The sequence below is a fragment of the Streptococcus oralis genome (assembly GCF_026782125.1).
Lineage (GTDB): Bacteria > Bacillota > Bacilli > Lactobacillales > Streptococcaceae > Streptococcus > Streptococcus oralis_CE.
This window is the reverse complement of the sequence record NZ_JAKUVY010000001.1, coordinates 253,793-274,551: the sequence shown is the minus strand read 5'-3', so window position 1 is coordinate 274,551 and position 20,759 is coordinate 253,793. Positions and strand designations below refer to the sequence as shown.

At 41.0% G+C, this 20,759-nt stretch carries 26 protein-coding genes; 2 read left to right on the top strand and 24 right to left on the bottom strand.

Annotated features, from left to right (window positions below; translation table 11 throughout):
* Positions 1-4: 4 nt before the first annotated feature.
* The 19 genes from pstA to MK385_RS01200 all read right to left on the bottom strand — a co-directional run bounded on the left by pstA (position 5) and on the right by MK385_RS01200 (position 14,357).
* Positions 5-889 carry a phosphate ABC transporter permease PstA gene (gene pstA, locus MK385_RS01290; RefSeq protein WP_000543055.1) on the bottom strand — a complete coding sequence of 295 codons (885 nt, stop codon included), beginning with the start codon at positions 887-889 and terminating at the stop codon, positions 5-7.
* A complete protein-coding gene (pstC, locus tag MK385_RS01285; RefSeq protein WP_001070951.1) occupies positions 879-1,796 on the bottom strand; it encodes a phosphate ABC transporter permease subunit PstC in 918 nt (305 codons plus the stop codon). The genes pstA and pstC overlap by 11 nt, the downstream gene beginning before the upstream one ends.
* Entirely contained in the window at positions 1,796-2,674 is an 879-nt protein-coding gene (locus tag MK385_RS01280; protein WP_268725063.1) for a phosphate ABC transporter substrate-binding protein PstS, read from the bottom strand. The genes pstC and MK385_RS01280 overlap by 1 nt, the downstream gene beginning before the upstream one ends.
* 210 nt (positions 2,675-2,884) lie before the next feature.
* A complete protein-coding gene (locus MK385_RS01275) occupies positions 2,885-4,189 on the bottom strand; it encodes an RsmF rRNA methyltransferase first C-terminal domain-containing protein (RefSeq protein WP_268725062.1) in 1,305 nt (434 codons plus the stop codon).
* Positions 4,190-4,963 (bottom strand): inositol monophosphatase family protein, encoded by a 774-nt coding sequence (locus MK385_RS01270; RefSeq protein ID WP_084874223.1) that lies wholly within the window; start codon positions 4,961-4,963, stop codon positions 4,190-4,192.
* Entirely contained in the window at positions 4,953-5,231 is a 279-nt protein-coding gene (locus tag MK385_RS01265; protein ID WP_268725061.1) for a UPF0223 family protein, read from the bottom strand. Before MK385_RS01265 ends, MK385_RS01270 begins: the two co-directional genes overlap by 11 nt.
* Positions 5,232-5,633 carry a Spx/MgsR family RNA polymerase-binding regulatory protein gene (locus MK385_RS01260; protein ID WP_000631261.1) on the bottom strand — a complete coding sequence of 134 codons (402 nt, stop codon included), beginning with the start codon at positions 5,631-5,633 and terminating at the stop codon, positions 5,232-5,234.
* A gap of 220 nt (positions 5,634-5,853) precedes the next feature.
* The gene (locus MK385_RS01255) at positions 5,854-6,471 is read right to left on the bottom strand and encodes a TIGR01906 family membrane protein (RefSeq protein ID WP_268725060.1); all 618 of its coding nucleotides are present in this window, start codon (positions 6,469-6,471) and stop codon (positions 5,854-5,856) included.
* On the bottom strand, positions 6,461-7,234 hold the full coding sequence (locus MK385_RS01250; RefSeq protein WP_268725059.1) for a TIGR01457 family HAD-type hydrolase: 774 nt from the start codon (positions 7,232-7,234) through the stop codon (positions 6,461-6,463). Before MK385_RS01250 ends, MK385_RS01255 begins: the two co-directional genes overlap by 11 nt.
* Positions 7,235-7,244: 10 nt before the next feature.
* The gene (locus MK385_RS01245) at positions 7,245-7,982 is read right to left on the bottom strand and encodes an acyl-[acyl-carrier-protein] thioesterase (RefSeq protein WP_268725058.1); all 738 of its coding nucleotides are present in this window, start codon (positions 7,980-7,982) and stop codon (positions 7,245-7,247) included.
* Positions 7,983-7,986: 4 nt separating this feature from the next.
* Positions 7,987-9,117: a radical SAM family heme chaperone HemW gene (gene hemW / locus MK385_RS01240; RefSeq protein WP_268725057.1), complete on the bottom strand. Its 1,131-nt coding sequence runs from the start codon at positions 9,115-9,117 to the stop codon at positions 7,987-7,989.
* A gap of 73 nt (positions 9,118-9,190) precedes the next feature.
* Entirely contained in the window at positions 9,191-9,589 is a 399-nt protein-coding gene (locus tag MK385_RS01235; RefSeq protein WP_268725056.1) for a YtxH domain-containing protein, read from the bottom strand.
* 15 nt (positions 9,590-9,604) lie between these two features.
* A complete protein-coding gene (locus MK385_RS01230; protein ID WP_268725055.1) occupies positions 9,605-9,988 on the bottom strand; it encodes a DUF948 domain-containing protein in 384 nt (127 codons plus the stop codon).
* On the bottom strand, positions 9,989-10,777 hold the full coding sequence (gene lgt, locus MK385_RS01225) for a prolipoprotein diacylglyceryl transferase (protein ID WP_268725054.1): 789 nt from the start codon (positions 10,775-10,777) through the stop codon (positions 9,989-9,991).
* Entirely contained in the window at positions 10,770-11,705 is a 936-nt protein-coding gene (gene hprK / locus MK385_RS01220) for an HPr(Ser) kinase/phosphatase (RefSeq protein ID WP_000115190.1), read from the bottom strand. The genes lgt and hprK overlap by 8 nt, the downstream gene beginning before the upstream one ends.
* Positions 11,706-11,841: 136 nt before the next feature.
* Positions 11,842-12,804 (bottom strand): hypothetical protein, encoded by a 963-nt coding sequence (locus MK385_RS01215; RefSeq protein WP_268725053.1) that lies wholly within the window; start codon positions 12,802-12,804, stop codon positions 11,842-11,844.
* A gap of 64 nt (positions 12,805-12,868) precedes the next feature.
* Positions 12,869-13,045 (bottom strand): 30S ribosomal protein S21, encoded by a 177-nt coding sequence (rpsU, locus tag MK385_RS01210; protein ID WP_000048054.1) that lies wholly within the window; start codon positions 13,043-13,045, stop codon positions 12,869-12,871.
* A 140-nt stretch (positions 13,046-13,185) separates the two neighbouring features.
* A complete protein-coding gene (locus MK385_RS01205; protein WP_000923697.1) occupies positions 13,186-13,497 on the bottom strand; it encodes a hypothetical protein in 312 nt (103 codons plus the stop codon).
* Positions 13,498-13,649: 152 nt separating this feature from the next.
* Complete coding sequence (locus tag MK385_RS01200; protein WP_000864613.1) at positions 13,650-14,357, bottom strand: glucosamine-6-phosphate deaminase; 708 nt, start codon at positions 14,355-14,357, stop codon at positions 13,650-13,652.
* A 146-nt stretch (positions 14,358-14,503) separates the two neighbouring features.
* On the opposite strand from MK385_RS01200, the gene queA reads away from it, so the two are divergent.
* Positions 14,504-15,532, top strand: a complete 1,029-nt coding sequence (gene queA, locus MK385_RS01195; RefSeq protein WP_268725052.1) for a tRNA preQ1(34) S-adenosylmethionine ribosyltransferase-isomerase QueA — start codon at positions 14,504-14,506, stop codon at positions 15,530-15,532.
* A 39-nt stretch (positions 15,533-15,571) separates the two neighbouring features.
* Here the strand turns inward: queA and MK385_RS01190 are convergent, their stop codons facing one another.
* Genes MK385_RS01190 through MK385_RS01170 form a run of 5 tightly spaced genes read right to left on the bottom strand, consistent with a single transcriptional unit; the run spans position 15,572 to position 20,272 of the window.
* Positions 15,572-16,432: a YihY/virulence factor BrkB family protein gene (locus MK385_RS01190; protein ID WP_268725051.1), complete on the bottom strand. Its 861-nt coding sequence runs from the start codon at positions 16,430-16,432 to the stop codon at positions 15,572-15,574.
* A 29-nt stretch (positions 16,433-16,461) separates the two neighbouring features.
* Positions 16,462-18,516, bottom strand: coding sequence for a cation:proton antiporter (locus MK385_RS01185; RefSeq protein ID WP_268725050.1), 2,055 nt, complete (start codon positions 18,514-18,516; stop codon positions 16,462-16,464).
* An 11-nt stretch (positions 18,517-18,527) separates the two neighbouring features.
* Positions 18,528-18,782 carry a hypothetical protein gene (locus MK385_RS01180; RefSeq protein ID WP_000361094.1) on the bottom strand — a complete coding sequence of 85 codons (255 nt, stop codon included), beginning with the start codon at positions 18,780-18,782 and terminating at the stop codon, positions 18,528-18,530.
* A complete protein-coding gene (locus tag MK385_RS01175) occupies positions 18,775-19,332 on the bottom strand; it encodes a tRNA (mnm(5)s(2)U34)-methyltransferase (RefSeq protein ID WP_268725049.1) in 558 nt (185 codons plus the stop codon). Before MK385_RS01175 ends, MK385_RS01180 begins: the two co-directional genes overlap by 8 nt.
* On the bottom strand, positions 19,316-20,272 hold the full coding sequence (locus tag MK385_RS01170; RefSeq protein ID WP_268725048.1) for a TIGR01212 family radical SAM protein: 957 nt from the start codon (positions 20,270-20,272) through the stop codon (positions 19,316-19,318). Before MK385_RS01170 ends, MK385_RS01175 begins: the two co-directional genes overlap by 17 nt.
* 91 nt (positions 20,273-20,363) lie before the next feature.
* Here MK385_RS01170 and MK385_RS01165 point away from each other — a divergent pair, with 91 nt between their 5' ends.
* Positions 20,364-20,723, top strand: coding sequence for a DUF3397 domain-containing protein (locus MK385_RS01165; protein WP_061427705.1), 360 nt, complete (start codon positions 20,364-20,366; stop codon positions 20,721-20,723).
* The last annotated feature ends 36 nt before the right edge of the window (positions 20,724-20,759 follow it).

Below are 20,759 nucleotides of genomic sequence, written 5' to 3'. Positions count from 1 at the left end.
TCCTTTAGGCAGCGGTTAATTTCTTGTGTAAATAGCTTCCGAGTTTGCGTGCTCCAAAGTTAAAAATCAAGATAAAGATGAGGAGCACAGCGGCAGAACCTGCTGATACGATAGTAGCATCAGGAATGGTTCCTTCACTGTTGACCTTCCAGATGTGGACAGCCAAGGTTTCTGCTTGACGGAAGATTGAGATAGGACTGGTAACACTGAGGATATTCCAGTTAGACCAGTCAAGGGCTGGAGCGGATTGTCCTGCCGTATAGATAAGAGCGGCAGCCTCACCAAAGATACGGCCAGAGGCCAAGACAACACCCGTTACGATACCTGGTAGGGCTTCCGGAATGACGACATGGACCACAGTCTCCCAACGAGAAATTCCGAGGGCCAAACCAGCCTCACGTTGTGTATGGTGAACATGTTTTAAACTGTCCTCAACATTTCGAGTCATCTGAGGGAGGTTAAAGACCGTCAAGGCCAAGGCACCTGAAATGATTGAAAATCCATACTCAAACTGGACTACAAAGATCAAGTAACCAAAGAGACCCACAACGACTGATGGTAGAGAAGACAAAATCTCAATACAGGTACGAATAAAATTGGTCACAGGCCCTTTTTTGGCATACTCAGCAAGGAAAACACCAGCTCCCATAGATAGTGGAACTGAAATGATCAAGGTGATGACCAAAAGGAAGAAGGAATTGTAGAGCTGAATCCCGATACCCCCACCTGCTTGATAAGAGGAGGATTTCCCAGTCAAGAAAGACCAAGAGATATGCGGTAACCCTCTCACCAAGATATAGAGAATCAAAGATGCCAAAATGGTCACGATGATACCCGCGATGGTATAGAGGACAGCTGTTGCAAGTTTATCTAATTTCTTAGCGTGCATAGTTTTTCTTTCCTCTTTCTTTCGTAATCAATTTAATCACACTGTTAAAGGCCAAACTCATCAAGAGCAAGACTAAGGCCAAGGACCAGAGAACGTTATTATCAACCGTTCCCATGACGGTATTTCCAATACCCATAGTCAAAACAGAAGTCAAAGTTGCAGCTGGTGTTGTTAACGAGGTTGGGATAACTGCTGAGTTTCCAACAACCATCTGAATAGCAAGAGCTTCACCGAAGGCACGCGCCATCCCAAAGACCACTGCAGTGAAAATACCTGAACGTGCTGCTTTCAAGGTCACACGCCAGATGGTTTGCCAACGAGTGGCTCCCATGGCTAAACTAGCTTCACGGTAATGACGAGGAACAGCACGCAAGCTATCTGTTGTCATAAAGGTAACAGTTGGTAGGATCATGACAAAAAGAACGAAAATCCCTGACAAGATCCCAAAACCAGTTCCACCAAAGACGCTACGAACAAAAGGCACCACAACTTGCAAACCAATAAATCCATAGACGACTGAAGGAATACCGACAAGAAGTTCGATGGCCGGTTGCAAAATCTTTGCACCCTTTGGTGATACTTCTGTCATAAATACTGCAGCACCAATAGCAAAGGGTGTTGCGATAAGAGCTGATAAAATCGTCACAATAAAGGAACCCAAAATCATCGGAAGAGCACCAAATTGTTTCCCTGAAGGATTCCAAGTTTGTCCAAAGAGGAAATCAAAAATGTTCACTCCATTGACAAAGAAGGTCGACAAGCCTTTTTGGGCTACAAAAATCAAAATCATCGCCACAATGATAACAATCAAAGAAAGGCAAGTGAAGGTCAAACCTTTACCAAACTTCTCAAGGCGAGAGTTCTTTGAAGGAGAGAGTAATTTTTTAGATAATTCTTCTTGATTCATTATTGACCTCCTTCTACTGCTGTAACGGTACCTGAAGCATCCTTTTGGACTTTCATTTCATTGATAGAGATATAGCCCATTCCCTTAACAATTCCATTTTGAGCTTCATCTGAGAGGACAAAATTCAGGAATTCAGCAGCTAACTCATTTGGCTGACCAAGTGTGTACATATGTTCATAAGACCACAAAGGCCAGTTGTTGGTCGTTACATTCTCAGACGTAGGCTCATACCCATTCAGTTTCATGCTTTTCACGGAGTCATCTACATAGGCAAAGGATAGGTAAGAAATGGCTCCAGGCGTTTGGGATACAATCGACTTGACCATCCCGTTAGAATCCTGCTCTTGGCTCTGCATTGCCGCTTGGCCATTCATAACCACCGTATCAAACGTCGCTCGTGAACCAGAACTTGCTGCTCGGTTGATGATTGAAATGGCCAGGTCTTTGCCCCCAACTTCTTTCCAGTTGGTCACTTCACCTGTAAAGATTTTGCGAAGTTGCTCGGTTGTGAGATTTTCAACATCCACTTCCTTGTTTACAATCACAGCAAGACCAGCCACTGCAACCTTGTGGTCTACTAGAGCTGAAGCATCGATTCCATCTTTTTCCTCTGCAAAAACGTCAGAGTTCCCGATGTCTACTGCTCCAGACTGGACTTGAGATAGTCCTGTACCCGATCCACCGCCTTGAACATTGACTGTTTTTCCGATATTTCTAGAACCAAATTCATCTGCTGCCGCTTCGACAAGAGGCTGAAGAGCTGTTGAACCAACGGCTGTCATAGATTCTCCACGATCAATCCAGCTAGCACATCCTGCTAGAGAACCTGCCACCAAAAGAGCTACAAGAGACATGACGAGCTTTTTTCTTTTTTTCACTGTTATTCTCCTTGAACATAATGATAAATGTTCTGATTTCTTCCGTTTGTCCTGATCATCCAATAATCATCAATGATTGTCCCGCTTTATTTTATCTAGACATTCTTCGGAGCGGACAATTCCATCGTATAATATAAGTAATAATGAAAGACTATCAGAAAAAACTCATACTTCCACTATAACATAGAATAGGCTCTTTGACTAGCTTTTTCACCTGAATCTGAGCCCTTTTGGATAATAATTTTTCAAAACATTTCCCGTTACTTTGGCAAAGCCTAATCCGTTTCCTTGAACCACAACTTGATACCAGCCATTTGGTCGAGCTTCAGACAATTGAACAGTCTCACCAGCCACATATTTTACAAAGTCCTCATCATTGATTTCGACCCTTTGTTTTACTTGGCTTGGTTTCAAGGCTAATCCCAGAGCAAAACTTGGTTCGAAGCGTTTCTTCTTAAAAGTCCCCAGATGGAGGCCATTTCTAGCAATTTTGAGTTTTCCTAGATCAGGTAGCATCTCTGGCAAAAGATAGAGCTGATCTCCAAAAGTTTGCAAGATACCAGTTAGATTGACCCGCAAGTGTTTTTGGGCAAATTCTTGCCACAGAGCCAATTGTTCACGACTGAGATTGCTTTTGCTAGCTTTGAATTTAGGTCCCGAATTTTCTCCCTTAAACTGCAAATGGGCAACAAACTGACCTTCTCCTTTGAAATGATGAGGATACATCCGCGCAGTTTCAGGAAGATCAATTCCTGCTACCATACCGTTCACATGCTCGACTGGAAGCAGTTCAAATTCATAAGTATCCAGCAACCAGTGGATGATTTCTTCATTTTCCTCTGGCGCCCAGGTACAGGTCGAATAAACCAGACGGCCACCTTCTGCAAGCATGGTCACTGCATCTTCTAAAATTTCTCTTTGGAGATTGGCACATTGGCTAGGATAATCGGTACTCCAATAATCCATGGCATCGGGCTGCTTACGAAACATCCCTTCACCCGAGCAAGGGGCATCAAGGACAATCACATCAAAGTAACCTTTAAAAACCTTGGCCAAGCGGTCAGCAGATTCATTGGTCACGACAACATTTGTCGCTCCAAATCGCTCCATATTTTCCACTAAAATCTTAGCACGCTTGTTTGAAATTTCGTTAGAGACAAGGACTCCTTGATTAGCCAGATAGGCTGCTAGTTGAGTGGATTTCCCACCTGGTGCTGCAGCCAAGTCCAAGACCTTCATGCCAGGTCTTGGTTGAGCTATCTGGGCCACCATTTGGGCTGCAGGCTCTTGCGAATAAACGAGACCTGTCACGTGCTCTGGTGACTTCCCTGAGACCTTACCATAGTGTCCCCAAGGTGTATGGGGAATGGCATCTGCAAACGACAACTGATTTTCTTTTAAGGGATTGATCCGAAAAGCTGAAACTGCTTCTTGTTTAAAAGAGGCAAGAAAGTCTCTTGCCTCATCTTTTAGTATCACTTCATATTTTTCAACAAATCCTTCTGGAAATTGCATTTAGTTTTCTTTCCTTTCGTAGATATAAGACTGAATCTCTTCTTGCATCTCGATTGGCACCATCATGACAGGCTGACGCGTTTTAAAATCAACAGGTTCACCCGATACCGTAAGAAGGCGATAACCCAGACTTTCCCCTAAGATGCTGGCCGCAGCGTAATCCCATGGCTGCAAGTAGGTAATATAAGTCAGAAGACGACCCGATAAAACCTTAGCAAAACTAATGGCCGCACTGCCGTAGACACGGACTCCCAATGCTGCTCGGCCCAAATCCGCCAAGCCCCACTCATTACTTTCAAACATACCTGAGTTACCGGCAACTAAAAATTCTTGAAGAGGTTTCTTTTTAAAAGGCGGTAAGGGATCATTATTACGACAAGGAGGAAAGGCACTACCACCATGGTAACAATCACCTTTCATGACATCATAGATGATGCCAAATTTGCCCACACCATTCTCAAAATAAGCCAGCATAACGGCAAAATCTTCCTGCTGGGCGACAAAATTATTGGTACCGTCAATGGGATCAATCACCCAAACACAACCTTGACCGACTGCAGCACGTAAACAACCCTCTTCCGCGCAAATCAAGTCCTCAGGATAGGAGGACTTGATCCGATCAACCAAGAGTTGCTGGACCTCCTTGTCCAAACGTGTTACCAAGTCAGTAGGGGAAGACTTGCGCTCAACCTGCAAATCTTCTTTCATGTGAGCCAAAATATAGGCAGCAGCTTCCTGCACAATCTGTTTGGCAAATTCAAATTTAGTTTCCAAGAGAAATCTTCCCTTCTCTTTTTTCTTTTGCTAATTGAACTGCATGATAGAAGGAATAACCGCTAGCCCTCTCAAATTCGCGACCTAGGCGCTTTTCTTCACTTTTGCTCGGAACGACTGACTTAAATCCCTTGTAAGACTCTAGCAGTTTTTTTGCTTCTACCTTATCTTCATAAGCAGCTTCAACATCATTAAAAAAAGAAAGCACTGAAGCAAGTTCTTCAGTGCTCCACGACAAATCTAGTGGGTAACTATACTGTTTGTTCATCTATCCTATACCAGCTCTCAATGTTGCTTCTTTCAATTCTTGTTTACGGTAACTACGAGGGAGAAAAGCACGAATCTCATCTTCATTAAAACCGATCTGCATGCGTTTGGTATCTATAATAATTGGGCGACGCAAAAGACTAGGATATTGCTCAATCAACTGAAGCAACTCCGATACCGAGATACTCTCTACATCAATATCTAATTTTTGGAAGATTTTTGAACGAGTTGAAATGATGTCATCAGTACCATTTTCGGTCAAGGAAAGAATATGTTGTAATTCTTTTCTTGTTAAAGGACTAGTCATAATATTATGCTCTTGAAAGGGCACTTTATGCGTCTCTAACCAAGCCTTTGCCTTACGACATGATGTACAACTCGGTGATAAAAATAGTGTAATCATGCTTTTCTCTTCTTTAATCTATACTTGCTATTTCTATTATACAAAAAAATAAAGCGCTTGACTAGGTATTTTTAGAAAAAAAGCCTATTTTTTCATAGAAAATAGACTCTTTTCTGCAAAAATCTCCTGCTTTGCAAGTTTATCTTTAGGATAACCTAACAATAAATAGGGAACAGAGCAATTTCTCTCGTTTTTTATTAAAAATACAGAATTTTTTCCACTATTTCCTTGAAGCTTTAACAAGAAGGAAACCAAACATTCCTTCATAAAAAGCAAAGAAAAGTAAAAAGGCATGGAGAAAGAAAGTCTCTGGCAAAATCCAAATAACGGGATCCTTTGCTGGATCAAAAAGCCAGGTATCATCTCCGACGAAGAGAATCTGATGGAAAAGAGTAAAGAATTGCTCAAAACCAATCAACACTCCCACAAGCCCAATGACCAGAGGCAATAGCACTAAAGTCAAGATACTTTTACGATATAGTGCTAAAAAGCCTTTTTTGACAATCTTTTTAACAAAGAAATAGAAACTTGGAAGTGTCACCAAAGTGACCAGCTGAACCAAATGGAAGAGATTCTTCACCACCGCAAAGTGGTGTAAACCAGCCGCTGACGAACGGAAATCTGGCATCTCTAAGACCTGACTAAAGGGATTGGTCAGGTAATTCATCAAGATATGAAAATTGTACTGAATGGTTTCGAGCTTTAGATAGACTCGATCCGCTAAGTTCAGCCACTGAATCTCCATAGGATAGAAAATCCATGCCAGATAAATGGTTAAGAGAATAGAAATGGAAAGGAGAAAAAGCATACTTCCCCAAAAAGTCAGTTTAGTTCTCATCAAAATTCCACTCCGCAAGGCTAGACACCACATGAGTTGGTGCGATTGGCAGGTCCGCTACTTCTTCTGCCTTGGTAAAACCTGTCGTCACCAAGAGAGTTGGAATGCCATTGTCAATCCCTGCTCGGATATCTGTCAGGTAATTGTCTCCAACCATGAGCAATTCTTCTCTTTTCAAACCTAAGTGCTCAACCGCCTTGTCCATGATGATAGCATTTGGTTTCCCAATATAAACTGGTTTTACTCGTGTTGCTACTTCAAGAAGTGTAATTAGTGAACCAGCACCTGGCAAAAGACCACGTTCCGTCGGGATATTGAGGTCAGGGTTGGTTCCGATAAAGTGAGCCCCCTTTTGAATGGCTAGAGTCGCCGTCGCAAATTTTTCATAGTCGACTTGCCAGTCCAGTCCAACTACCACATAGGCAGGATTTTCCTTGTCTTCGACATAACCAGCCGCCTGAATGGCATCCTTGAGTCCTGCTTCTCCGATGACATAGACTGTCTTTTCCAATCCCAAGTCATTCATATAGTCGATGGTTGCCAAAGTCGCTGTGTAGACAGTTGATAAAGGCGTGTTGATATTAAAATTCTGAGCCAACATCTCTTGTACACTCTCAGGAGTACGAGTTGTATTATTGGTCACAAAGAGGTAGGAAATTTCTCTTTTTTGTAACTCATGGACAAAAGCCTCACCCGCCGGAATCCGGTCTTTCCCCTTGTAAATGGTTCCGTCTAAATCAATTAAATAACCTTTATAAGTCATATCGTCCTTTCTAATTGCCTTTAATTTCTTGCCACGTAATCATAGCTTGGGCATTAATCTCGCCATCACTGATAATCTCATGCTTGCTTTCTAGTCCCTTGAGTTCATAAGCTGAAGCAATCATGCCACCTGGCCGCACTTCTTTGACATACTTGAGATTGATTTTCTTTGGAATGTACTTGGTTAGAAAATCGGCACCCATGACCTCAAAAATCCAGTCTAGGTATTTACTATTATTGACATGACCATTCATATCCAAATCGTAAAAACGAACATGGTAGTCTTTACTGATTGGATCTTCTAGATTTACATACTTTGGCCCACGGATGAGTTTTTTATCAAACTCAGACTGGTAAGGCGCAACAATCTCCGGTTCTACAGCATGGACTTTCCGACTATCTCTGTCCATGAGAACAAAGGTTGCTACCATGCGAATAATTTCTTGACCTGCTTCATCATAGATAGTGAAACGGCGGTAGCAAAAAAGACGATTGTAAGTCAATGCTTCTGTTTCAATCGTAATCTCTTCAGCAAAGCGAGGCAAGCGAACCACTTCAATTTCATAATCCGTGATAATCCAGACCAGATTGTAACGCTCCAATACGTCCTTGTCACTGACTCCTAGCTCAATCGACTGCATACCTGATACTTGCAGGGACAGCAAAATCACATCTGGAAGTTTGATATGACCGTTCATGTCCGCCATATCAAAAGGAATTTTCATTTTCATTTGATAAGTTAAGCCCATTGTTCTACTCCAAAATAAATCGTTCTGCTACAGTGTCTCCTAAAAAGAGACCTCTCTTTGTCATTCGGACACGATCACCATCGATCTGCATGAGTCCTTGTTGAACCAAGTCTCTGATGATTTTTCCATATAGTTCATCAAAGGACCGTTCGAATTTTTCCTCAAATCGCGCCATGGAAACCCCGGATTTTTTCCGGAGTCCCAGAAACATTTCTTCTTCCATCTGCTCCCTTTGACTCAGGTGTTCTTCTGTAATCCGAGCATTTCCTGCCTCTACTGCATTGAGATAGTGGCGGATAGGACCGTGGTTTTTATAACGCACCCCGTTCACATAACCCGAAGCGCCCGCACCGATGCCATAATACTCGGCATTATCCCAGTACATGAGATTGTGGCGACTTTCAAAGCCAGGCTTAGAGAAATTGGAAATCTCATAATGCTCAAAACCAGCTCGCTCAAGCTCTGCAATAATGTACTCAAACATCTCCGCTTCTAACTCTTCCTTAGGTAGGGGCAGTTTCCCTCGTCTCATGCGGTTCATAAAGACCGTATGATTCTCCAAAATCAAGCTATAAAGACTCATATGAGGAATGTCAAGCGAAATGGCCTTAGCTACATTGTCCTTGACCTGAGCCATAGTTTGACCAGGTAGAGCGTAAATCAAATCGATGGAGATATTGTCAAAACCAGCCAGTTTGAGGCGGTCAATATTTTCATAAATATCCTTCTCCAAGTGACTACGCCCAATCTTTTTCAGCATTTTGTCATCAAAAGTCTGCACACCCAAGGAAACACGATTGACTGGCGACTGTTTCAAAACCGCAATCTTATCCGCATCCAAGTCGCCTGGATTGGCCTCAATGGTCAACTCTTCCAAGACAGACAAGTCCAAGTTTTTAGTCAAGCCATCCAGGAGCACTTCTAATTGCCGAGCTGACAAAGCCGTTGGCGTCCCACCTCCAATGTAGAGGGTTCGTAACTTTTGAATATCATAAGAACGAAACTCCTCTAGCAGATACTCCAGGTAACTATCTACTGGTTGATTCTTGATAAATACTTTTGAAAAGTCACAATAATAACAAATCTGTGTGCAAAAGGGAATATGCACATAGGCGGACGTTGGTTTTTTCTGCATAGTATTTATTATACCACAAAGACAGGCTTGCAGATAAAAATCACCATCTCCAAAAATCAGAGATGGTGATACATTATACTTCAGTAATATCGATGATGATTTCTTCTTGGTCTTCAGCAACGTCTGGAGTTGTTGACTGTTCTTGCCACTGCTCCTTGAGATTGTTAAAGGTTTCCTTTGACGCTTCTGTCGCTTGTCGAGCACAGTTTTTAGCTTGGTCAAGGACACTATCAAAAGTGATTTCACCAGATTCTACTTGTTCCTTTGTTTTCAGCACAAAATCCGTTGCCTGTTCCTTCACTTCTGTCAATTTCTCACAGACTTGCTCTCTAGCATATTCTGGATCTTCTCTCAAATCATCTAGAAAATCCTGAGCTTGACTACAAACTTGCTTACCCTTGTCACTCGTCAAAAACAAAGCAAGAGCTACACCTGAAACAGTTCCTAAAAGGATAGAGGATAGTTTTCCCATAAGATTTCTCCTTTTTTATTTTTTGAAAAATTTACTTGCGACACGAAGAGCGGACAAGCCTGCACCTGTTTTAATGGTCTTTGAACCAGCTGATGAAGCTTTCTTGCTCAAGACACGCGCTTGACTATTGAGGTCAGATACTGACTCAGATAAGTCTGCTACAGCCGTAAATAGTGGGTCGATAGTCGCAACCTTAACATTGATATCGTCAACCAAGACATTAACTTTTACCAACAGTTCATTAGTCTGATGTAAGGTAACATCTACATCTGAAGACAAGGTTTTGATGGTTTTCTCCGTCTCATCAATCATACGACCTGCTTTTTGAATCGTAATTGTCAAATAGACTAAACAGACAATCAAAGCAATCGCAACAAGAATATATGCAACTTCTAACATTTATTTTTCCTCCTCATTATGATAGAAAGGGGCTTTCTTTCGATTTTGATAAAGTATGATAAAAATACCGAGTCCGATAAGGACAACTGATAACCATTGGGAAACTCGCAGGCCAAAGAACATGAGGCTGTCTGTCCGCATACCTTCGATGATCATACGTCCAAAGCCATACCAAATCAAGTAGAAAGCAGTGATATGACCACGTCTGATTCCCTTTAATTTTCGTCTAAAAATCAGAATCAAAGCAAATCCAATCAGATTCCAAACCGACTCATATAAGAAGGTCGGCTGACGGTAGCTACCCTCAATGTACATCTGGTCACGAATGAAGCCCGGCAAATAATCCAGACTATCTACTGCTGTACCGTAGGCTTCTTGGTTAAAGAAGTTCCCCCAGCGCCCTAAACTCTGGGCAACCATGACGCTCGGTGCTGCAATATCTAAGAAATCCCAAGTATTAATCAGCTTTCTATCTGCAAAGATATAAAGGACAATAGCCCCTGCTATCAAACCTCCATAAATGGCCAAACCACCATTCCAAATGGCGATGATTTCACCTGGATTTTGCAGATAATAATCTAAGCGAAAGAGTACGTAGTATAGTCTAGCACCTAAAATAGCTACCGGAAAAGCAATCAGGATAAAATCCAAAATATCATCTGATAGAATTTTCTTTTTAGGAGCTTCTTTCATGGCAAGATAAACTGCCAGAATTAAACCAGCTACAATACACAAAGCATACCAACGAATAGCAAAGGGACCAATTTCAAATGCGACTGGATTAATCATGTTTCACCTCATTTTGAGCGATTAGATTTGTCAAACGTTCTTCAAATAAACGTGTCGCATCAAAGCCCATTTCTTTAGCACGATAGTTCATGGCAGCTGCCTCAATGACAACGGAGATATTGCGTCCTGTTTTTACTGGGATGCGGATACGCGGAATCGTTACACCTGAAACTTCGAGTTCTTCGGCATTGTTTCCTAGACGGTCAAAGGTCTTATGCGTATCATAATTTTCCAAATAAACTGCTAGCTGAACTTGTGAAGAATCTTTTACAGCACTTGCACCATAGAGACTCATGATATCGATAATCCCAACTCCACGAATCTCAAGTAAATGCTTCAAAATTTCAGCAGGTTCGCCCCAAAGAGTCATCTCATCCTTAGAATAAATATCTACACGATCGTCTGCTACTAGACGGTGTCCACGTTTCACAAGCTCAAGACCTGTCTCGCTCTTACCGATACCACTATCCCCTTGGATCAAGACCCCCATGCCATAGATATCCATCAAGACACCGTGCACACTGGTACGTTTAGCTAAACGGGAATCAAGATAGCTAGAAAGTTCTCCAGATAAACGGCTAGTCGCTGTTCGACTGGTTAAAATCGCAATCTTGCATTCTCTAGCAGCCCTCAACATTTCCTCTGGAACTACCAGACCACGAGCCACGATAACCGCAGGTGTTTCAGGTAGAAACATTTTCTTCAAAACTTGATAACGGTTCTGGGCAGGCATGGCGACTAAATAGGACCACTCCTTCATCCCTAATAGTTGAATCCGTTCTGGTGTATAGTAATCAAAATAGCCCGTCATTTCAAGACCAGGTCTCATAATGTCCGCAGTATTGATTTCTTTTTCAAGTAATTCGCCTTCACCATAGACAATATCTAGTCTGAGTTTTTCAATGACATCTCTTACTAAAACCGACATAATTTCCTCCTTCAATCGAGTTCTCCCTACTATTATATCAGATTGTAGGTGGAAGTTTCCTTTTTTTGCAGGATTTACAGTATTTATTTGATGTTGCTTGGGAAAAGATTTGACTAGTAAGTCTTTTCCTACTCTTTTAAATTAACCGAGACAAATCTACTGCAAATTGGTCAACGTCTATCACCAAGTCCCTTCCAGATTTTTCTAAGTAAATTCTTGGAAAACCTTTTGTTAACATTCTGTTTGCATCAGCCATATCTTGAGGATAGGTATAGCACTGTTGACCTTGTGGAAACTGATTTTGGACTTGCCATTCTTCAAACTCCTTCAAAAAAGTCTTATGAGATGGCATACTGACTTCTTCAAACAAGGAATGGTCAAAAAATCGTACCAAACGATATAGACCATGAATCTCATCCGCAAAGCACTTATCAATTTTTTCATAGGGGTAACCTCGTCTCTGATAAGCTTGGCATAATTTTTGTAAGCACTCACTTAATGCAACTGCATCTTTTCTTGCCAAACTTATAAAATACCGAACAGAAAATTCTTCCATACCAGTTCGTTTTTTCTTCTCCAAAAACTGTTGTGCACGCAAGAGAGACTCAGATAATCTTTCTTCATCTTGATAATAAAGAGCGTATAAAAGATTCATCACATTTTCTGGATAATAGGTTCCTTTCAACAAGGGTAAATCTTTGGGGACGAATGATGGAATGGCTGAAAAATCGTTACAAGCAAAAGAGGTAAACAAGCCTTTCAAAATTCCATCTGTATAAATGGTTCCACTTGCTAACAAACCGCCTCTCATCAACTCAGTTCTTCCTGTTTGCCATAGCGCATTGTTTAACTGTGTATAATCCCCACCTAAAAACGCAGCATAATAAGCAAAATATTTAATATCATCTAGCAATAAGCTACTGTACAATTTTACCCTTAAAACCTTGTCAGACAATACTTTTGAATCGGTCAAATATTCTTCAAAAATTCTTTTGTTTGACTCTTCAAAATCCTTCCAATCTATCGGATCAGCACAATAACCCCAATCTTCCAAGTGATTGTCTCGCATCTTTTGATATTCTTTTACATACTCTCTCATAAGAATTTGTCCCTCTAAACATTGTGCAAAAAAAGACTAGACAAGTCTAGCCTTTCATTTCAAATTAGAATTTTTTACGTTTACGAGCTGCTTCTGATTTACGTTTACGTTTTACAGAAGGTTTTTCATAGAATTCACGTTTGCGTGTTTCTTGAAGAGTACCAGCTTTAGTAACCGCACGTTTGAAACGACGAAGTGCATCGTCAAGAGATTCATTCTTACGTACTACTGTTTTAGACATTTTTTTCACTCCCTTCAAGTTCAAGATCTATTCCATTTTACACGCAAAATGAATAATTGTCAAGGGAAAACCTACATTTATTCCGATTTTCCGATTCAATAATTACTTTCTTGCCTATACTTTATCAAATCCACCAATTTTTACATCAAACCATACAACTTCCTTACTGCTTGTTCAAAAGGTTCAATATACTCCCAATATTCATCAGGAAGATTCGAAATCTTACCCAAGTCATTGCTATCAAAATGATATACCAGATGACGAAGAATTTGATTTTCAATAAAATGCAAATCCCTCATCTGATCTATACTAATAGACTCGAGCTTTTCTACGTAGCGACATAAATCAGCCAGCGACTGCGAATCAAATGCTTTTTCCTCGTGTAAATAATAGAGAAAGCTTTTGTTTTCAGCTCGTATATTGTCTTTTATCAGATTATTTTCTAATAGCATACTTTCATTCTCTCCTTGTATATCATAAAATAGTAAAAATTGAACCTAACTAGATATAGTTGTTCTACCAATCTATTATACCACTTCTTTCTATTGACTCATGAAAGCTAGAAAAAACCACTCACTCCAAAGAGCAAGTGGTTCTTGTATTTTTACTTTTCAAGTAAGCTGAGCGCTTCTGCATCAGCGATAATAGTCACATCAGGGTGATTTTGTAGACTGCTTGCTGGGAGATTCTCAGTCACTGGGCCAGACACTGTTCCGGCAATGGCTTCTGCTTTCGACTCACCGTAAGCAAAGAGAATAATTGACTTGGCATCCAAGATGTTTTTAATTCCCATTGAAATGGCTTGAGTTGGAACATCTTCAATCTTGTCAAAGAAACGTGCATTGGCTTCGATGGTAGATTGATCAAGTTCTACTAGATGCGTTTGGCTATCAAATGGAGTTCCTGGCTCGTTAAAGCCGATATGTCCATTGCGACCAATTCCCAAGATTTGCAAATCAACAGGATGGTCAGCTAAAATTTGATTGTAGCGTTCTACTTCTTCTTCAGCATTATCCTTAACACCACGTGGCAAGAAACTTTCTTTAAATGGTTTTTTGTTGAACAAGTTTTCTTGCATGAAGTAACGGTAAGATTGTGGATTGTCCCCATCAAGCCCTACATACTCATCGAGATTTACACTGGTTAGATTTGAAAAATCAAGGTCACTCTCAACGATTTCCTTGTAAAACTCAAGCGGACTGCTTCCTGTTGCAAGTCCTAATGTTTGAGCACCATTGTCCAATTTTTCCTTCAAAATCTCAAAAGCTACTTTTCCACCTTCGACTTGATTCTCAACTTTTATAACTTTCATTTTATATCCTCCATATTTCTATATTTATTATATGGTATAGACCAATTTTTGTCAAGTGAAAACGATTTAATTTCTAAAAAAAGAGCGTCCAAACTTGAAACATGTTATAATGGATAGGATTAGAACTTAGAAAGAATGATGAAAAAATGAATACAGCTGATTTTGATTTCCACTTGCCTGAGGAACTGATTGCCCAAACGCCGCTTGAAAAACGTGATGCGTCTAAACTTCTTATCGTTAATCGTGATACGAGAGAAATGCAGGATAAACACTTTCACTCTATTATTGATATGCTGGAACCTGGTGATGCCCTTGTTATGAACGACACTCGCGTTCTCCCTGCCCGCCTCTATGGTCAAAAGGAAGAAACAGGAGGCCATGTGGAACTTCTCCTGCTCAAAAATACTGCAGGTGATGAGTGGGAAGTTCTGGCTAAACCTGCCAAACGTCTCAAGGTTGGTACTCGTGTCAGCTTTGGCGATGGCCGCCTCAGCGCTGTCGTTACAGAAGAATTGACCCACGGGGGCCGCATTGTCCGCTTTGAATACCAAGGAATTTTCCTAGAAGTTTTGGAAAGTCTGGGAGAAATGCCATTGCCACCTTATATCCATGAAAAACTGGATGACCGTGAACGCTATCAAACGGTCTACGCTAAAGAAAGTGGTTCTGCTGCAGCACCGACTGCTGGATTGCACTTCACCAAAGAACTGCTAGCAGAAATCCAAGCCAAAGGTGTTCATCTAGTCTATCTCACTCTTCACGTCGGACTAGGAACCTTTAGACCTGTCTCTGTTGACAATCTGGACGAACACGAAATGCACTCCGAATTCTACCAACTTTCTGAGGAAGCAGCTGCCACCCTTCGCTCTGTCAAGGAAAATGGAAGTCGCGTCATCGCTGTAGGAACTACTTCTATCCGCACACTGGAAACCATCGGTTCCAAGTTTGATGGGCAAATCCAAGCAGATTCTGGTTGGACCAATATCTTTATCAAACCCGGTTACCAATGGAAGGTTGTAGATGCTTTTTCAACCAACTTCCACCTGCCCAAGTCAACTCTTGTTATGCTAGTTTCGGCCTTTGCCGGTCGTGACTTAGTCCTAGATGCCTATCACCATGCCATCCAAGAACACTACCGCTTCTTCAGTTTTGGAGATGCCATGTTTATCTATTAAGAAAATCCCTATTAGGAATCCTAATAGGGATTTTTCTAATTATTCCATACCAAACTTTGGATCTTTCAAACTTTGAACACTGGCATTGATAACTGCTCCGATAATCAAAATCTTTGCAATAAGAATAAACCAGAACATCATGACCACCACGATAATGGAACTGAAAAATCGGACATCAACCAGATGATTAACATAACTATTGACGTAGACAGAAAAGATATTCAATAATAAGATAAGAGTTAGCAAGACAAAGACACTTCCTGGTAAAACATAGCGGATTCGTGGTGCTTTTACTTTTGGAAGGAAGTAATAAATCATAACTAGAATGGCAAAGATCAAGGCATAGACCAGAGGACCTGTAAAGTCTTGCAGGTAGGAAAATAGCGGACTGTCTGATTGCCAGTAAGTTTTGAGGAGGTTGAGCAACATACGACCAAACATACTCAAAAACAAGGCCAAGGCAAAAAGAATCTGCAGGCCAAAACTAACAAGTAGACTCATCAACTGATGGGAGATAATTCCTCGACTCTTTGTCACTCCATAGGCTTTGTTAAAAGCTTTTTGGAGAAAATCCATTGATTTTGAAAAGGTCCAGAGTGCAGATAAAACGGCAAAACTCAGCAAACCAGTTGATGGTTGAGTCAGAACTTCTCGTACAATCTTGGCAACCACATCATACACCGTATCAGGCAAGAATTCCTTGATTGTCAGTAAGAAATTTGAGACCGGAATCTGAAAATAAGGCAAAATATTGACCATTATCATTAGCAAAGGAAAGATTGAAATCAACCAATAGTAGGCAACCGCAACACTGGTCAACTCGCTATCAGATGCTTGATAATAATGCAAAAAAGCTTTCAATAAGGGCCTGTCCATCAGCTCTTTCCACCACTTTTTCATGTTTCATCCTCCGTCATTTTCTTCATCATCTAAGTTCTTCTTATTAAATCTAGCATATCATAAGGTAAGGTATTCGCAGCCTCTTTCAGAGAATAATTTTCTAAATTATTCACATTTTGTCGTAGTTTTTTGGCATACTTGGCTGTTATCAGTTTAGCTTCTTCGTATTCAAAGATTGCCTTACGTTCGAGATAGTAGCCTCGCAGCATTTCATCGATATTGTTTGGCTTGATGCGATTGATAACCCGCTCAACAAAAGCACCGCTTCCGATAATGGCCGTCTCGCGTAGACGAGACTCTTGCATAAAGCTAATCAGAGAACTCTTGTAAACCCCTTTTAGGTTTTCCAAACTCTCGATAATCAGCTCTGTATTTTCCAAATACAACTCTGAAATCTGATCATAGTCAACTGCTAATAGTTTACGAGATTCTTCATTCATCCAACTACGAAAAGTTTTGCCAAAGGTAAACATTTCATGGAGTAGAAAGCGCAGTATCCGTAAGGAAACTAGGAAATAATAAGTCACTCTAGAAGCGAAATTCCGATTGATACTCTGCTCCATGTTTTTTAGGTAACGTTGGTAAACTCGATAGCCACGCTCACTGATTCTATTTTCTTCGTAGGCTTGCTCTAAACCATCACTCTCAATACTTAAGATAAGAAGTTTGAGGGACTCCCAGTCCTCCTGGACTCTCTTATTTTCCAGACTAAGGATGAGGTTTTCAATTCGACCATGATAATTATCAATAGCTGCATAAAGAGGAAGTTTGTTCTTGTGATGGTCCAGTTCTTTTTCTAATTCTGCAGCTACATCATTCAAAATCGCAATATGCATCAAATGATCCTTGCTTTCCTCTTGTTCCTCAGATAAGTGAGGGAGGAGCAATAAACCTGTTAGAAAGCTTAATAGTGTAACGCCTGCTACGAGAAAGAGCAACAGAGGATACTCCTGCTCCAAATGACTTGGTATGAGGAGAATAGTCGCGATAGATACTGTCCCTTTGACACCAGAGAAGGTCAAAAGAAGCATATCTTTCGTGTACTTATGAATTTTTTTCTTAAGTCGACGCGTCCTCACAAAGTAAAAACTAGCAATCATGACAAAGCGGATCGCAAAAAGTAAGAAGGTCAGAACGACAACTGAAAGCAGTAAAAGAAGGGGATTGTAGAGAGAATTAGACAAGATCGGCTCTGCTATCAACTCTAATTCCATTCCCAAGAGAACAAAGACTGATCCATTTAGCATAAAGGTCACGGTGTGCCAAACGGTCTCCGTCACGGTGTCTACCTGAGCCTCAAGGAGCGTAATTTTCTTAAAGCGACTGGCCTTCAAAATACCTGCAACCACTACTGCGATAATCCCTGAAACATGAAACTCTTCTGCGATGAAAAAGGTCATGAGCGGCAAACTTAGCTCTAGCAATAGTTCACTGGCTATATCTATCGCTCGTACACTCAGTAAAAAGCTATGCAAAAAACGATTGACCATAGCCGTCACAAAACCGACTACAAAACCACCAAGTATAGAAAGTGCTAGGGAAGTTCCGGCTTGGCTGAAAGAAAAAGTTCCTGTTGTCCAAGCAGCAAGAGCCATCTGAAAGGCAACCAAACCAGAAGCGTCATTTAAGAGTCCTTCCCCTTTTAGGATATTAGAAACCCGTTTTGGAAAACGAAAACGTTCAGAAAGAGATGCGAAGGCAACCAAATCTGTTGGCCCAAGTGCCGCTCCAACTGCTAAACAGGCAGCCAAAGGAAGAGTCATCCAAAGGAAGTGAGCCATGCCCCCCAAGCTTAAGGTCGAGATAAAAATCACAGGAAAAATCAGAAAGACAACAATCCGCCAGTGCTTCAAAATGGACGTAATATCCGCTTCTTCTGCCTCCCGAAAAAGTAAGGGACCAATAACCATGGCCAGAAACAGCTCTGTATTGAGATGAAAGTCCGCATCGGGAACAAATAAGCCAATCCCAATCCCCAAAAGGATTTGTACAAGAGGAAGGGGCAAAAAAGGGAGAAGTTTATTGGTCGTGGTTGAAATGATTAAGACAAATAAAAATAGAATCAAGTAAATGAGTAATTCCACACAATTCCTCCTTAATCTTTTTTACAACAAGATTCAAAAATCTCCTTTTGCTCTTGGATTTTCTGATCAATCTTAGAACAGTCTTTGTGCTCAATTTTTTTCTGGCATCGTTCCATTTCAAGAGCCACTAATTTTTTCTTGATTTTAAGCATTTTCTTGCTCATATGTGCTTCGTCGAGCACCCCGACTGCTCGCTCGTGATGCGTTGACTCGACAAAATTTTGGCGCATTGCCTCAAGCTTCTCACGAAGGTATTGTTTATCCATGTCTGTACCCTTCTAATTTTTCAATCATAACTAAAAACGGTGGATTATTAACTTGGTTGAGAGTCCGATAAATGGCAGCTGTATACTCTTGTTGGTTCAACTGGCTAACAAACTCCAATACAGCATCCCTCTCAGTATCTCCTCCCTCATGACCATAGTAGATCATGATAGCAATCCGTCCCCCTTTGACAAGCAAATGACACAGCTTTTCTAATGCTTCGATAGTGGTCTGAGGTTGAGTGATGACGGATTTGTCAGCAGAAGGTAAATAACCCAGATTAAAAATCCCTGCCTTAGCTTCTGTCACAAATTGATCAAGTGTCTCATGACCTTGCAAGATTAACTGGGTATTTGTCATTCCAGCCTGATCCAAACGCTCTTGTGTTTTCTCCAAAGCCTGCTCCTGGATATCAAAGGCATAGACTTGCTTGGCTAGCTTGGCTAGAAAAAGGGTATCATGGCCATTGCCCATGGTCGCATCCACTACGACATCCTCTTTTGTCACAACTTCCGCCAAAAAATCATGTGCCATCTCAAGTGGTCTTTTCATTTTTAAACTCCTGTTTTACAGCCTTGCATCCTTGCACACTTCCGCGGCGTCGCATCTCAGTTTCAATAGCATTTAGCACTTCCCATTTATTGAGGCTCCACATGGGACCAATCAGCATATCTCTAGGTGCATCCCCCGTAATTCGATGGATGACGATATGCTTGGGAATAATTTCCAGTTGGTCACAGATAACCTTGACATACTCGTCCTGACTCATCAGTTGCAAACGTCCTTCGTGGTAATCTCGCTGCATCCGTGTATTGGTCATGAGGTGAAGCAAGTGCAGTTTAATTCCTTGAATATCATTATCCGTAACACAGTGACGGACATTTTCGACCATCATCTCATGAGTCTCACCGGGCAAACCATTGATCAAATGGGAAACAATCTCAATCTTGGGATATTTCCTCAAGCGTTTTACTGTTTCAACATATAATTCATAAGAATGGGCACGGTTAATCAGGTCAGAGGTTGCTTCAAAGGTTGTCTGTAAGCCCAATTCTACCGTCACATGCATGCGCTCCGATAACTCAGCCAAATATTCGATGGTTGCATCAGGTAAGCAATCCGGGCGTGTTCCGATATTGATTCCCACTACACCAGGTTCGTTGATAGCCTGCTCATATCGCTCCCGAATGACTTCCACCTTTTCATGGGTGTTGGTAAAGTTTTGGAAATAAACCAAGTACTTCTGAACATCTGGCCATTTGCGGTGCATAAAGTCAATTTCCTTATAAAATTGCTCACGGATAGGGGCATCCGGTGCCACGATGGCATCTCCAGAACCTGAAACCGTACAAAAAGTACAACCACCATGTGCTACAGTTCCATCCCGATTTGGACAGTCAAATCCCGCATCGATAGGAACTTTGAAAGTCTTTTCTCCAAAAAGTTTTCGATAATAATCATTCAAGGTATTATAAGATTTCATAACTTTCATTATAACAAAAAACACCTACAATCTCAAAAGCCTGACTTTCCTACAAATTCCCTTGTTTCTCATTTCCTTTAGAGTTTTTTTATGATACAATATGGGTATGATTTTAATGAAAATAGCATCTATTTTATTATTGATATTAACCTTAGTGGTTTGCTTTATTGTCACCAAGCTTTTCGGACTTAGGAAAATAGGATTTAATTTCGCGGATCTAGCTTTTCCACTTTTGGTATTTGAGTACTACCTGATTACTGCTAAAGCCTTTACCCACAACTTTCTACCGCGACTTGGAGTCGCACTTTCTCTCCTAGCAATCCTCCTTGTAGTCTTTTTCCTTGTCAAAAAACGAAGTTTTTATTACCCTAAATTCATCAAATTTTTCTGGAGAGCTGGTTTTCTCCTTACCTTAATCATCTACATTGCTATGATTGTCGAATTGATGATGGTAAAATGATTACCAACCCTGTATTTAATTACTGGGTTTTTCTTT

What these genes read in the sequence shown, in the direction of transcription:
- pstA (WP_000543055.1), bottom strand. Translation starts at nt 889, where the DNA reads ATGCACGCTAAGAAATTAGATAAACTTGCAACAGCTGTCCTCTATACC.
- pstC (WP_001070951.1), bottom strand. Translation starts at nt 1,796, where the DNA reads ATGAATCAAGAAGAATTATCTAAAAAATTACTCTCTCCTTCAAAGAAC.
- MK385_RS01275 (WP_268725062.1), bottom strand. Translation starts at nt 4,189, where the DNA reads ATGCAATTTCCAGAAGGATTTGTTGAAAAATATGAAGTGATACTAAAA.
- MK385_RS01265 (WP_268725061.1), bottom strand. Translation starts at nt 5,231, where the DNA reads ATGAACAAACAGTATAGTTACCCACTAGATTTGTCGTGGAGCACTGAA.
- MK385_RS01260 (WP_000631261.1), bottom strand. Translation starts at nt 5,633, where the DNA reads ATGATTACACTATTTTTATCACCGAGTTGTACATCATGTCGTAAGGCA.
- MK385_RS01255 (WP_268725060.1), bottom strand. Translation starts at nt 6,471, where the DNA reads ATGAGAACTAAACTGACTTTTTGGGGAAGTATGCTTTTTCTCCTTTCC.
- MK385_RS01250 (WP_268725059.1), bottom strand. Translation starts at nt 7,234, where the DNA reads ATGACTTATAAAGGTTATTTAATTGATTTAGACGGAACCATTTACAAG.
- MK385_RS01245 (WP_268725058.1), bottom strand. Translation starts at nt 7,982, where the DNA reads ATGGGCTTAACTTATCAAATGAAAATGAAAATTCCTTTTGATATGGCG.
- hemW (WP_268725057.1), bottom strand. Translation starts at nt 9,117, where the DNA reads ATGCAGAAAAAACCAACGTCCGCCTATGTGCATATTCCCTTTTGCACA.
- MK385_RS01235 (WP_268725056.1), bottom strand. Translation starts at nt 9,589, where the DNA reads ATGGGAAAACTATCCTCTATCCTTTTAGGAACTGTTTCAGGTGTAGCT.
- MK385_RS01230 (WP_268725055.1), bottom strand. Translation starts at nt 9,988, where the DNA reads ATGTTAGAAGTTGCATATATTCTTGTTGCGATTGCTTTGATTGTCTGT.
- lgt (WP_268725054.1), bottom strand. Translation starts at nt 10,777, where the DNA reads ATGATTAATCCAGTCGCATTTGAAATTGGTCCCTTTGCTATTCGTTGG.
- hprK (WP_000115190.1), bottom strand. Translation starts at nt 11,705, where the DNA reads ATGTCGGTTTTAGTAAGAGATGTCATTGAAAAACTCAGACTAGATATT.
- MK385_RS01215 (WP_268725053.1), bottom strand. Translation starts at nt 12,804, where the DNA reads ATGAGAGAGTATGTAAAAGAATATCAAAAGATGCGAGACAATCACTTG.
- rpsU (WP_000048054.1), bottom strand. Translation starts at nt 13,045, where the DNA reads ATGTCTAAAACAGTAGTACGTAAGAATGAATCTCTTGACGATGCACTT.
- MK385_RS01205 (WP_000923697.1), bottom strand. Translation starts at nt 13,497, where the DNA reads ATGCTATTAGAAAATAATCTGATAAAAGACAATATACGAGCTGAAAAC.
- MK385_RS01200 (WP_000864613.1), bottom strand. Translation starts at nt 14,357, where the DNA reads ATGAAAGTTATAAAAGTTGAGAATCAAGTCGAAGGTGGAAAAGTAGCT.
- queA (WP_268725052.1), top strand. Translation starts at nt 14,504, where the DNA reads ATGAATACAGCTGATTTTGATTTCCACTTGCCTGAGGAACTGATTGCC.
- MK385_RS01190 (WP_268725051.1), bottom strand. Translation starts at nt 16,432, where the DNA reads ATGAAAAAGTGGTGGAAAGAGCTGATGGACAGGCCCTTATTGAAAGCT.
- MK385_RS01180 (WP_000361094.1), bottom strand. Translation starts at nt 18,782, where the DNA reads ATGGATAAACAATACCTTCGTGAGAAGCTTGAGGCAATGCGCCAAAAT.
- MK385_RS01175 (WP_268725049.1), bottom strand. Translation starts at nt 19,332, where the DNA reads ATGAAAAGACCACTTGAGATGGCACATGATTTTTTGGCGGAAGTTGTG.
- MK385_RS01170 (WP_268725048.1), bottom strand. Translation starts at nt 20,272, where the DNA reads ATGAAAGTTATGAAATCTTATAATACCTTGAATGATTATTATCGAAAA.
- MK385_RS01165 (WP_061427705.1), top strand. Translation starts at nt 20,364, where the DNA reads ATGGGTATGATTTTAATGAAAATAGCATCTATTTTATTATTGATATTA.